The sequence below is a fragment of the Enterobacter sp. BWH64 genome (assembly GCF_001037645.1).
In the GTDB taxonomy this organism is placed as follows: domain Bacteria; phylum Pseudomonadota; class Gammaproteobacteria; order Enterobacterales; family Enterobacteriaceae; genus Enterobacter; species Enterobacter hormaechei_C.
Genome location: NZ_KQ089922.1, coordinates 3673061 through 3685569, shown reverse-complemented (window position 1 = coordinate 3685569; position 12509 = coordinate 3673061). Strand labels below are relative to the sequence as shown.

The window sequence follows — 12509 nt, the reverse complement described above, 5'->3', positions numbered from 1 at the left end:
ATGAAATTAACTCAGTTAGCGACAGGTCTGCTGCTGGCGGGCCTGATGACAGGCTCCGCGCTGGCGGCGGATAAGATCGTGATCGCCCACCGTGGCGCCAGCGGTTATCTGCCGGAGCATACGCTGCCGGCAAAAGCGATGGCCTATGCCCAGGGCGCGGATTATCTGGAGCAGGATCTGGTGATGACGAAGGACGACCAGCTGGTCGTTCTGCATGACCACTATCTTGACCGCGTGACGGACGTGGCGGAGCGTTTCCCGGATCGCGCCCGTAAAGATGGTCGCTACTACGCCATCGACTTCACGCTGGCGGAGATCCGCTCGCTGAAGTTTACCGAGGGCTTCGAGATTGAAAACGGTAAGAAGGTACAGGTCTATCCGGGACGTTTCCCGATGGGCAAGTCTGACTTCCGTATTCACACCTTCGAAGAGGAGATCGAGTTTGTTCAGGGGCTGAACCACTCGACAGGAAAAAATATCGGTATCTACCCGGAAATCAAAGCGCCGTGGTTCCACCATCAGGAAGGGAAGGACATTGCCGCGAAGACGCTGGAGGTACTGAAAAAGTACGGCTACACCAGCAAGCAGGATAAGGTTTTCCTGCAATGTTTCGACGCCGCGGAACTGAAGCGCATCAAAACCGAGCTGGAGCCGAAAATGGGGATGGATCTCAATCTGGTGCAGCTGATTGCGTATACCGACTGGAATGAAACCCAGGAAAAACAGCCGGACGGGAAGTGGGTGAACTACAGCTATGACTGGATGTTTAAGCCGGGCGCGATGAAGCAGATTGCGCAGTACGCCGACGGCATCGGGCCGGATTACCACATGCTGGTGGCGGAAGGCTCAACGCCGGGTCACGTGAAGCTGACGGCGATGGTGAAAGAGGCGCATGCGAGCAAGATGCAGGTGCATCCGTATACCGTACGCGCAGACCAGCTGCCGGAGTATGCGACGGACGTGAATCAGCTTTACGACGTGCTGTATAACCAGGCGGATGTGGACGGGTTGTTTACGGATTTCCCGGATAAAGCGGTGAGCTTTTTGAAGGATAAACGCTGAAATTGCCGGGTGGCGGCTGCGCCTTACCCGGCCTACGAACTGCGGTTTTGTAGGTCGGGTCAGCGAAGCGCCACCCGACATAATTACATCTCGATCTCAATATCGCCTTTTGCCCGGCAGCAGCAGGGCAAAATTTCCCCTTCGCTGATAAAGGCCAGCGGTTCGGTCAGCCAGTCTACCTGGCCTGCGACCAGACGGCAGCGGCAGGAGCCGCAGTAGCCTTCACGACACTGGTACTCTACTTCTACCTGATGCGCTTCAAGCGCCACCAGCAGAGAAGGGTGCTCTTCCTGGCACAACACCTCTGTACCAGAAAGGCTCAGCGTTACGCGGCTCATCAGAGCTGGAAATCGCTCAGGTCGTCGGTGTTGACTTCAGAATCAATCTGACCGACCAGATAAGAACTCACTTCCACTTCCTGCGGCGCAACCTGCACGTTATCGGACACCAGCCAGGTGTTGATCCACGGAATCGGGTTAGAGCGCGTCTGGAATGGCAGATCGAGACCCACAGCCTGCATGCGGATGTTAGTGATGTACTCCACGTACTGGCACAGAATGTCTTTGTTCAGGCCAATCATGGAGCCGTCGCGGAACAGGTAGTCTGCCCACTCTTTCTCCTGCTGGGCGGCCAGCACGAACAGATCGTAGCATTCCTGCTTGCACTCTTCGGCAATCGCAGCCATTTCCGGGTCGTCCGCGCCGCTGCGCAGCAGGTTCAGCATATGCTGGGTGCCGGTCAGGTGCAGGGCTTCGTCACGGGCGATCAGGCGGATAATTTTGGCGTTACCTTCCATCAGCTTGCGCTCGGCAAAAGCGAAGGAGCAGGCGAAGCTTACGTAGAAGCGGATTGCTTCCAGCGCGTTGACGCTCATCAGGCACAGGTACAGCTGCTTTTTCAGGGCCCGCAGGTTTACGGTAATGGTTTTGCCGTTCACGTTATGCGTGCCTTCGCCCATCAGATGCCAGTAGCTGGTCATCTCGATCAGCTCGTCGTAGTAGTGCGCAATGCCTTCCGCGCGCTTCTGGATCTGCTCATTGGTGACGATATCGTCAAACACCACCGCCGGATCGTTCACGATGTTGCGGATGATGTGGGTGTAAGAGCGGGAGTGGATCGTCTCGGAGAACGCCCAGGTCTCTACCCAGGTTTCCAGCTCAGGAATCGAGATCAGCGGCAGCAGCGCCACGTTTGGACTACGGCCCTGGATGGAGTCCAGTAGCGTCTGGTACTTCAGGTTGCTGAGAAAGATGTGCTTTTCGTGTTCCGGCAGCGCCTGGAAATCGATACGGTCGCGGGAAACGTCAACTTCTTCCGGACGCCAGAAGAAGGAGAGTTGCTTTTCAATCAGCTTTTCGAAGATGTCATATTTTTGCTGATCGTAGCGTGCCACGTTGACCGGCTGGCCGAAGAACATCGGCTCTTTGAGCTGGTCGTTTTTCGTCTGTGAAAAGGTGGTATATGCCATTGCGGTGAGTCCTGTTGAGATTTTATTGCCCGGCGGCACTGCGTTTGCCGGGCCTAAAAAACCGTAGGCCGGGTAAGCGTAGCGCCACCCGGCGAAGTGCTTAGATCTTACATGCGCCGCTTTCGCAGCCATCGTCCTGAATTGACGGCACCAGGTCGTCCTGGGCGTCTTCCGCACCATCACGGGTGTTGTGATAGTACAGCGTTTTCACGCCAAATTTGTAGGCGGTGAGCAGGTCTTTCAGCAGTTGCTGCATCGGAACCTTGCCAGACGGGAAGCGCGTTGGGTCGTAGTTGGTATTGGCAGAGATCGACTGGTCGATAAACTTCTGCATGATACCCACCAGTTGCAGATAGCCGTCGTTGTTTGGCATTTCCCACAGCAGCTCGTAGTTGTTACCCAGCGTTTCGTAATCCGGCACCACCTGACGCAGCACGCCGTCTTTCGACGCTTTGATGCTGACGTGGCCGCGCGGCGGTTCAATACCGTTGGTGGCGTTAGAGATCTGCGACGAGGTCTCGGACGGCATCAGGGCAGAGAGCGTGGAGTTACGCAGGCCGTGGGTCTTGATGGACTCGCGCAGGCCTTCCCAATCGAGATGCAGCGGCTCGCTGACGATCGCATCCAGGTCTTTCTTGTAGGTGTCGATTGGCAGAATGCCTTTCGCGTAGGTGGTTTCGTTGAACCACGGGCACGCGCCTTGCTCTTTCGCCAGCTCGTTGGACGCTTTCATCAGGTAGTACTGAATCGCTTCGAACGTCTGGTGCGTCAGGTTGTTGGCGCTGCCGTCGGAGTAACGCTTGCCGTTTTTCGCCAGCCAGTAGGCGAAGTTGATCACGCCGATACCCAGGGTGCGACGGCCCATTGCACCGCGTTTAGCGGCCGGGATTGGGTAATCCTGGTAGTCCAGCAGGGCGTCGAGCGCGCGAACTGCCAGCACGGCCAGCTCTTCCAGCTCGTCCAGGCTCTTAATCGCACCCAGGTTGAACGCGGACAGCGTACAGAGCGCGATTTCACCGTTTTCGTCGTTCACGTCTTCCAGCGGTTTAGTCGGCAGGGCGATCTCCAGGCACAGGTTAGACTGGCGCACTGGCGCAACCACCGGGTCAAACGGGCTGTGGGTGTTGCAGTGGTCCACGTTCTGGATGTAGATACGGCCGGTAGAGGCACGTTCCTGCATCATCAGGGAGAACAGGTCTACCGCCTTCACGCGCTGCTTACGAATGCTGTCGTCTTTTTCATATTTGGTGTACAGACGCTCGAACTCGTCCTGATCGGCGAAGAACGCGTCGTACAGACCCGGGACGTCGGACGGGCTGAACAGGGTGATGTCTTCCCCTTTCAGCAGACGGGTGTACATCAGCTTGTTGATCTGCACGCCGTAGTCCATGTGACGCACGCGGTTGCCTTCCACGCCGCGGTTGTTCTTCAGAACCAGCAGACTTTCCACTTCCAGGTGCCACATCGGGTAGAACAGGGTCGCTGCACCACCACGCACGCCGCCCTGAGAGCAGGATTTTACTGCCGTCTGGAAGTGCTTGTAGAACGGAATACAGCCGGTGTGGAACGCTTCACCGCCGCGGATCGGGCTGCCCAGCGCACGGATACGACCGGCGTTGATGCCGATACCGGCACGCTGGGAGACGTATTTCACGATGGCGCTGGAGGTCGCGTTGATGGAATCCAGGCTGTCACCACACTCGATCAGTACGCAGGAGCTGAACTGACGGGTAGGGGTACGCACGCCAGACATGATTGGCGTAGGCAGAGAAATCTTGAACGTAGAGACCGCATCGTAGAAACGCTTCACGTAGTCCAGACGGGTTTCACGCGGGTAATTAGAGAACAGGCAGGCGGCCACCAGAATATAGAGGAACTGGGCGCTCTCGTAGATTTCGCCCGTCACACGGTTCTGAACCAGGTATTTGCCTTCGAGCTGCTTCACCGCTGCGTAGGAGAAGTTCATGTCGCGCCAGTGATCGATAAACCCGTTCATCTGCTCGAACTCTTCTTCCGTATAGTCTTCCAGCAGATGCGTGTCGTATTTGCCCAGCTCGACCATTTTCACTACGTGATCGTAAAGCTTCGGCGGCTCGAACTGGCCGTAGGCTTTTTTACGCAGGTGGAAAATCGCCAGACGCGCAGCGAGGTACTGATAATCCGGTGCGTCGCGGGAGATCAGATCTGCCGCGGCTTTGATAATGGTTTCGTGGATATCAGACGTTTTGATGCCGTCGTAGAACTGAATGTGAGAACGCAGTTCAACCTGGGAGATAGATACGTTGTTCAGTCCTTCTGCTGCCCAGTCGAGAACTCGATGGATTTTGTCCAGATTGATACGCTCGGTGGTACCGTCGCGCTTTGTCACCAGCAGACTCTGATTCATGTGGGTTTTTACCTGTCCGTGAAATAAAAAAATATCCCCCGCTTATCCACAGAACCGTCTTGTGACTAACTCTGTGGATAAATACTACATATAGGGGTTTTGCGATAAGAAGAACGCTATATGGTGAGTATTCTAGTATCGAATCTTTTCAGCACAAGGGTTGATTTTGACGTTAAATTGAGGTTGTGAAAGGGTAAAAAAGGCTAAGTCCTCGTGCCGTAAGGCCTGGAAGAGATGTCAATAATTAAGAAAAAAAATTCAAAATTTGATCGAGTGCTGATTTCTTCAACGGGAGGTCAGAATTGCGCAACATGATGTCGCGCAATCATTATAAGAATAACGGATGACGTTAGTCGTTTTTGGCGGTTGTGTGCAACATATAGTTAACATCCACGCCCGGGGCCAGTTTGAATTTATCCGTCAGCGGATTGTAGTGCAGACCCGTCATGTGCTGCTCCTTAAGCCATGTCTGGTCAACCCAGCCCAGCAGTTCGGCAGGCTTGATGAACTTCTTCACGTCGTGCGTCCCTTTCGGCACCATGCGCAGCACGTATTCCGCGCCTACCACGGCCATCAGCCAGGCTTTGCCGTTGCGGTTGATGGTCGAGAAGAAGACCTGTCCACCCGGTTTCACCAGTTTTGCACAGGCGCTGACCACCGACTGCGGATCGGGAACGTGCTCCAGCATCTCCATGCAGGTCACCACGTCATACTGGTGCGCATGTTTTGCCGCGTGCTCTTCCACGGTTTCCTGGACATATTCTACCTGTACGCCGGACTCCAGCGCATGAAGACGCGCAACCTGTAGAGGTTCGAAGCCCATGTCCAGACCGGTGACGGTGGCCCCTTCACGCGCCATACTTTCCGCCAGGATGCCGCCGCCGCAGCCGACGTCGAGTACTTTCTTACCGAACAGACCGCCGGAACGCTCCGCGATATAGCCCAGACGCAGCGGGTTAATACGATGCAGAGGTTTGAACTCACCTTCGAGATCCCACCAGCGGGACGCCACCGCTTCAAATTTGGCAATCTCTTCGTGGTCAACGTTGTGAGCCACCGGGGATTTTTCGGCATTCATGGGCGCTTTTACTCCTTATTTAGCAAGACAAATGAGTATATCAGGCAATCCCTGTGAATAAAGCGTATAGGTTTACCTGTATCACCGCGGCTGTGTTATAATTTGCGACCTTTGAATCCGGGATACAGTAGAGGGATAGCGGTTAGATGAGCGACCTTGCGAGAGAAATTACACCGGTTAACATCGAGGAAGAGCTGAAAAGCTCCTATCTGGACTATGCGATGTCGGTCATTGTTGGCCGTGCGCTGCCGGACGTCCGCGATGGCCTGAAGCCGGTACACCGTCGCGTACTATACGCCATGAACGTATTGGGCAATGACTGGAATAAAGCCTACAAAAAATCTGCCCGTGTCGTTGGTGACGTAATCGGTAAATACCATCCTCATGGTGATTCCGCGGTGTACGACACCATTGTCCGTATGGCGCAGCCCTTCTCGCTGCGTTACATGCTGGTAGATGGTCAGGGTAACTTTGGTTCTATCGACGGCGACTCCGCCGCGGCAATGCGTTATACGGAAATCCGTCTGGCGAAGATTGCCCATGAGCTGATGGCTGACCTGGAAAAAGAGACGGTTGATTTCGTTGATAACTACGACGGCACGGAAAAAATTCCTGACGTTATGCCAACGAAGATCCCAAACCTGCTGGTGAACGGTTCGTCCGGTATCGCCGTCGGTATGGCAACCAACATTCCACCGCACAATATCACGGAAGTGATCAACGGCTGCCTGGCCTACATTGACGATGAAGACATCAGCATTGAAGGGCTGATGGAACACATCCCGGGCCCGGACTTCCCGACGGCGGCAATCATCAATGGCCGTCGCGGTATTGAAGAAGCGTACCGCACCGGTCGCGGCAAGATTTACATCCGTGCCCGCGCCGAAGTGGAAGCGGACGCTAAAACCGGCCGTGAAACCATTATTGTTCACGAGATCCCGTATCAGGTGAACAAAGCGCGACTGATTGAAAAAATCGCCGAGCTGGTAAAAGAAAAACGCGTTGAAGGCATCAGCGCGCTGCGTGACGAGTCTGATAAAGACGGTATGCGCATCGTGATTGAAATCAAGCGCGACGCGGTGGGTGAAGTTGTGCTGAACAACCTTTACTCCCAGACTCAGCTTCAGGTCTCCTTCGGTATCAACATGGTCGCGCTGCACCATGGCCAGCCGAAGATCATGAACCTGAAAGAGATCCTGAGCGCGTTCGTGCGTCACCGCCGTGAAGTGGTGACCCGTCGTACCATCTTCGAACTGCGCAAAGCGCGCGACCGTGCCCATATCCTTGAAGCACTGGCCGTTGCGCTGGCGAACATCGACCCGATCATCGAGCTGATCCGCCGTGCGCCGACGCCGGCAGAAGCGAAGGCGTCGCTGGTTGCGCGTCCATGGGATCTGGGCAACGTGGCGGCAATGCTGGAACGTGCCGGTGATGACGCTGCGCGTCCTGAGTGGCTGGAACCGGAATTCGGCGTGCGTGACGGTCAGTACTACCTGACTGAACAGCAGGCCCAGGCGATTCTGGATCTGCGTTTGCAGAAACTGACCGGCCTTGAGCATGAAAAACTGCTCGACGAGTACAAAGAGCTGCTGGAGCAGATTGCCGAGCTGCTGCATATCCTGGGTAGCGCAGAGCGCCTGATGGAAGTGATCCGTGAAGAGCTGGAGCTGGTTCGCGATCAGTTCGGCGACGAGCGTCGCACCGAAATCACGGCCAACAGCTCTGATATCAACATTGAAGATCTGATCAACCGCGAAGACGTGGTAGTGACGCTGTCTCACCAGGGCTACGTGAAGTATCAGCCGTTGACCGACTATGAAGCACAGCGTCGTGGCGGTAAAGGCAAATCTGCGGCACGTATTAAAGAAGAAGACTTCATTGACCGTCTGCTGGTGGCCAACACCCACGACACGATCCTCTGCTTCTCCAGCCGGGGCCGTCTGTACTGGATGAAAGTCTATCAGCTGCCGGAAGCGAGCCGTGGCGCGCGGGGTCGTCCTATCGTCAACCTGCTGCCGCTGGAAGCGAACGAACGTATCACCGCTATTCTGCCGGTACGCGAGTACGAAGAGGGCGTGAACGTCTTTATGGCGACCGCGAGCGGTACCGTGAAGAAAACCGCGCTGACCGAGTTCAGCCGTCCACGTTCTGCCGGGATCATCGCGGTGAACCTGAACGAAGGCGATGAGCTGATCGGCGTGGATCTGACCTCCGGTTCCGATGAAGTGATGCTGTTCTCTGCCGCCGGTAAAGTGGTGCGCTTTAAAGAGAACGCCGTGCGCGCAATGGGTCGTACGGCGACCGGCGTGCGTGGTATCAAGCTGGCGGGTGAAGACAGCGTGGTTTCCCTGATCGTTCCGCGTGGCGAAGGCGCAATCCTGACCGTCACCCAGAACGGCTACGGTAAACGTACGGCGGAAAGCGAATACCCGACCAAGTCTCGCGGCACGCAGGGCGTTATCTCCATCAAAGTGACCGAGCGCAACGGTTCCGTTGTTGGCGCGGTGCAGGTGGACGACGCGGACCAGATCATGATGATCACCGATGCCGGTACGCTGGTGCGTACCCGCGTGTCTGAGATCAGCGTGGTGGGTCGTAACACCCAGGGCGTTATCCTCATCCGTACTGCGGAAGATGAAAACGTCGTCGGTCTGCAACGCGTTGCTGAGCCGGTGGATGACGAAGAGCTCGACTCTATCGACGGCAGCGTCGCGGAAGGGGATGATGAAATCGCCCCGGAAGCGGACACCGATGATGAAGCAGCGGATGACGCTGACGAGTAACGTCTCCTGACGCATAAAGGGCCGGTTTCCGGCCCTTTTGTTTTGCGCAAGCAGACAAGTGAACGTTGCGACAAGCCGCGTTTACCGCTACCTTAACCACATTCTTTTTGACCCCGACGGCGGAGCCTCGCCCCTTTGAAATACCTCGTCTCCTTTCGTACCACGTTAAAAGTCTCTCGCTATCTGTTTCGGGCGCTTGCGCTACTGCTATGGTTGCTGGTGGCACTGCTCTCGGTGTTTTACATCGTTAACGCGTTACACCAGAAAGAAGCGGAGATCCGCCAGGAGTTTAACTTAAGCTCGGATCAGGCCCAGCGCTATATCCAGCGCACCTCTGACGTGATGAAAGAGCTTAAGTATATTGCTGAGAATCGACTCACGGCGGAGAACGGCATTCTTGCCATCCGCGGTCGGGATGAAAAAACCGAAGTACCTGATTTCGAACCGCTCTTCCCGGACTCCGATTGTTCCGCCATGGGCAAAGCCTGGCGTGGTTCACTGGAGTCCCTGTCATGGTTTATGCGCTACTGGCGCGATAACTTCTCGGCCGCCTACGATCTGAACCGCGTCTACCTGATTAGCAACGAAAATCTCTGCATGGCGGATTTCGGCCTGCGGGATATGCCCGTCGAACGCGAAGATGCGCTGAAAAGCCTGCATGAGCGCATAGTTAAATACCGCAATGCGCCTCAGGAAGAGCGCGGGAACAACATCTTCTGGATAAGCCAGGGGCCGCGCATGGGCGTCGGCTATTTCTATGCCCTGACTCCGGTTTACCTCGGAAACCGCCTGCAAGCGCTGCTGGGGATTGAACAAACCATCCGCATGGAAAACTTCTTCACGCCGGGCAGTCTGCCGATGGGCGTGACCATTCTGGATGAAAACGGCCATTCGCTCATCTCCCTTACCGGGCCTGAAAACCGCCTGAAGGTGGAGCCCAGCTGGATGCAGGAGCGGTCATGGTTTGGCTATACCTCCGGGTTCCGCGAGCTGGTGCTGAAGAAAAGTTTACCGCCATCGTCGCTGAGCATTGTCTACTCGCTGCCGGTGGACAAGGTGCTGGAGCGCATTCGCATCCTGATCCTTAACGCCATTTTGCTGAACATCGCGGTAGGCGTCGCGCTGTTTATGCTGGCGAGAATGTATGAGCGGCGGATCTTTATTCCGGCGGAAGCGGATGCTCAGCGTCTGGAAGAGCATGAGCAGTTTAACCGTAAAATTGTCGCCTCGGCGCCGGTGGGGATCTGCATCCTGCGTACTCAGGACGGGACAAATATCCTCAGTAATGAGCTTGCCCATAACTACCTGAACATGCTCACGCATGAAGACCGCCAGCGGTTAACGCAGATCATCTGCGGTCAGCAGGTTAACTTTGTGGATGTGCTGACCAGCACCCACACCAACCTGCAAATTAGCTTCGTCCATTCGCGCTACCGCAATGAAAACGTGGCCATTTGCGTGCTGGTGGACGTCTCTGCGCGCGTGAAAATGGAAGAGTCGTTGCAGGATATGGCGCAGGCGGCGGAGCAGGCCAGTCAGTCGAAATCGATGTTCCTCGCGACCGTCAGCCATGAGCTGCGAACGCCGCTGTACGGCATTATCGGTAACCTCGATCTGCTCCAGACCAAAGAGCTGCCGAAAGGGGTCGACCGGCTGGTGACGGCCATGAATAACTCGTCCAGCCTGCTGCTGAAAATCATCAGCGATATTCTCGATTTCTCTAAAATTGAATCCGAGCAGTTGAAAATAGAGCCGCGCGAGTTCTCCCCGCGCGAAGTGATGAACCATATCTGCGCCAACTACCTGCCGCTGGTGGTGCGTAAACAGCTTGGGCTGTACTGCTTTATCGAGCCGGATGTGCCGCTGACGCTGCATGGCGATCCGATGCGTCTGCAACAGGTCATCTCAAACCTGCTGAGCAACGCCATCAAATTCACCGATATCGGCTGTATTGTGCTGCACGTCTGTCGGGCAGGGGAGTACCTGACCATTCGCGTGCGCGACACGGGTGTTGGCATTCCGGCGAAAGAGGTCGTTCGCCTGTTCGATCCGTTCTTCCAGGTGGGAACCGGCGTCCAGCGTAATTTCCAGGGGACCGGGCTAGGTCTGGCGATTTGCGAGAAGCTTATCAGTATGATGGATGGAGATATCTCCGTCGATACAGAGCCAGGCATGGGCAGCCAGTTCACCATTCGTATTCCGCTCTATTCGGCGCACTATCCGGCGAAAACCACCGTCGACGGGCTGAGCGATAAGCACTGCTGGCTGGCGGTGCACAACGCCTCCTTACATGATTTCCTGACCTCGATGCTGACCAGCAGCGGCGTGCGGGTTTCACGCTACGAAGGCCAGACGCCGGACGCGGATGACATGCTGATCGCCGATGTTGAGCCGGAGCAGGCGTGGGCGGGGCGCGGCGTAGTGATGTTCTGCCGCCGTCATATCGGTATTCCGCTTGAGCGTTCGCCTGGGGTATGGGTGCACAGCGTGGCGACACCGCACGAGCTGCTGGGCTTGCTGGCGCGTATTTACAGCGTGCAGCTTGAGGACAGCGACGGCGCCACCGTGCTGGCTTCCCCTGATGAGCTGGCGTCGGTGAACGACGATATGATGATTCTGGTCGTCGACGATCATCCAATTAACCGTCGTCTGCTCGCAGATCAGCTTGGCTCTCTGGGCTATCAGTGTAAAACGGCCAATGATGGCGTGGATGCCCTGAATGTCTTAAGTAAGAACCATATTGATATTGTGCTCAGCGATGTGAACATGCCTAACATGGACGGCTACCGTCTGACGCAGCGTATCCGACAGCTGGGGCTGACGCTGCCGGTGGTCGGGGTGACAGCCAACGCGCTGGCGGAGGAGAAGCAGCGCTGTCTGGAGTCAGGAATGGACAGCTGCCTGTCGAAGCCGGTCACGCTGGATGTACTGAAGCAGACGCTGTCCGTGTATGCGGAACGGGTACGAAAAGCGAGACAATAAAAAAGGCCCGAAAGGGCCTTTTTTATGTGCCGGGCGGCGCTGCGCTTGCGCGGGCCTACGGGATCTGTAGGCCGGTTAAGCGCGAGCGCCAAGCGAAGATCAATCTTTGTCCGTTGCGCTCAGCGTCACGGAAGAGAGATAGTTCAGCAGGGCGATATCGTTATCCACACCCAGCTTCATCATCGCGGATTTTTTCTGGCTACTGATGGTTTTAATACTGCGGTTCAGCTTTTTGGCGATTTCAGTGACCAGGAAACCTTCAGCGAACAGACGCAGAACTTCACTCTCTTTAGGCGAGAGACGCTTGTCGCCATAACCACCCGCGCTGATTTTTTCAAGCAGGCGTGAGACGCTCTCAGGAGTGAATTTCTTCCCTTTCTGTAGCGCCGCCAGCGCTTTTGGCAGATCGGTAGGTGCGCCTTGTTTCAGCACAATCCCTTCAATATCGAGATCCAGAACGGCGCTCAGGATCGCCGGGTTATTGTTCATGGTCAGAACAATGATCGAAATGTCCGGGAAGTGGCGTTTAATGTATTTGATGAGCGTGATCCCATCACCGTACTTATCTCCAGGCATGGAGAGATCGGTAATGAGCACGTGCGCATCAAGTTTAGGCAGATTGTTAATGAGGGCTGTGGAATCTTCAAATTCACCGACTACATTCACCCACTCGATCTGTTCAAGTGATTTGCGAATACCGAACAGTACAATCGGATGGTCATCGGCAATAATTACGTTCATATTGTTCAT

The 12509-nt window shown here is 55.6% G+C and carries 8 protein-coding genes; 3 read left to right on the top strand and 5 right to left on the bottom strand.

The genetic code is table 11. From position 1 onward, the window contains the following. Window positions 1-1062 carry a glycerophosphodiester phosphodiesterase gene (glpQ, locus tag SK50_RS17525; RefSeq protein WP_017693020.1) on the top strand — a complete coding sequence of 354 codons (1062 nt, stop codon included), beginning with the start codon at window positions 1-3 and terminating at the stop codon, window positions 1060-1062. Window positions 1063-1145: 83 nt separating this feature from the next. On the opposite strand, the gene yfaE is transcribed toward glpQ, so the two are convergent. The 4 genes from yfaE to ubiG all read right to left on the bottom strand — a co-directional run bounded on the left by yfaE (window position 1146) and on the right by ubiG (window position 5994). Next, complete coding sequence (yfaE, locus tag SK50_RS17520) at window positions 1146-1400, bottom strand: class I ribonucleotide reductase maintenance protein YfaE (protein WP_003859419.1); 255 nt, start codon at window positions 1398-1400, stop codon at window positions 1146-1148. Next, complete coding sequence (nrdB, locus tag SK50_RS17515; RefSeq protein ID WP_032620274.1) at window positions 1400-2530, bottom strand: class Ia ribonucleoside-diphosphate reductase subunit beta; 1131 nt, start codon at window positions 2528-2530, stop codon at window positions 1400-1402. Before nrdB ends, yfaE begins: the two co-directional genes overlap by 1 nt. Before the next feature lie 100 nt (window positions 2531-2630). Further along, on the bottom strand, window positions 2631-4916 hold the full coding sequence (gene nrdA / locus SK50_RS17510; protein WP_045341046.1) for a class 1a ribonucleoside-diphosphate reductase subunit alpha: 2286 nt from the start codon (window positions 4914-4916) through the stop codon (window positions 2631-2633). 349 nt (window positions 4917-5265) lie between these two features. Continuing rightward, window positions 5266-5994: a bifunctional 2-polyprenyl-6-hydroxyphenol methylase/3-demethylubiquinol 3-O-methyltransferase UbiG gene (ubiG, locus tag SK50_RS17505; protein WP_006811346.1), complete on the bottom strand. Its 729-nt coding sequence runs from the start codon at window positions 5992-5994 to the stop codon at window positions 5266-5268. Window positions 5995-6140: 146 nt separating this feature from the next. On the opposite strand from ubiG, the gene gyrA reads away from it, so the two are divergent. Together gyrA and rcsC are read left to right on the top strand one after the other, a co-directional pair. Continuing rightward, window positions 6141-8777 (top strand): DNA topoisomerase (ATP-hydrolyzing) subunit A, encoded by a 2637-nt coding sequence (gyrA, locus tag SK50_RS17500; protein ID WP_015572288.1) that lies wholly within the window; start codon window positions 6141-6143, stop codon window positions 8775-8777. A 135-nt stretch (window positions 8778-8912) separates the two neighbouring features. Then, the gene (rcsC, locus tag SK50_RS17495) at window positions 8913-11759 is read left to right on the top strand and encodes a two-component system sensor histidine kinase RcsC (protein WP_045343806.1); all 2847 of its coding nucleotides are present in this window, start codon (window positions 8913-8915) and stop codon (window positions 11757-11759) included. A 99-nt stretch (window positions 11760-11858) separates the two neighbouring features. On the opposite strand, the gene rcsB is transcribed toward rcsC, so the two are convergent. Beyond that, window positions 11859-12509, bottom strand: a complete 651-nt coding sequence (rcsB, locus tag SK50_RS17490) for a response regulator transcription factor RcsB (RefSeq protein WP_003859405.1) — start codon at window positions 12507-12509, stop codon at window positions 11859-11861.

Coding starts and splice junctions, on each gene's coding strand:
- yfaE (WP_003859419.1), bottom strand. CDS start 1,400: ATGAGCCGCGTAACGCTGAGCCTTTCTGGTACAGAGGTGTTGTGCCAG.
- rcsB (WP_003859405.1), bottom strand. CDS start 12,509: ATGAACAATATGAACGTAATTATTGCCGATGACCATCCGATTGTACTG.
- gyrA (WP_015572288.1), top strand. CDS start 6,141: ATGAGCGACCTTGCGAGAGAAATTACACCGGTTAACATCGAGGAAGAG.
- nrdA (WP_045341046.1), bottom strand. CDS start 4,916: ATGAATCAGAGTCTGCTGGTGACAAAGCGCGACGGTACCACCGAGCGT.
- nrdB (WP_032620274.1), bottom strand. CDS start 2,530: ATGGCATATACCACCTTTTCACAGACGAAAAACGACCAGCTCAAAGAG.
- glpQ (WP_017693020.1), top strand. CDS start 1: ATGAAATTAACTCAGTTAGCGACAGGTCTGCTGCTGGCGGGCCTGATG.
- ubiG (WP_006811346.1), bottom strand. CDS start 5,994: ATGAATGCCGAAAAATCCCCGGTGGCTCACAACGTTGACCACGAAGAG.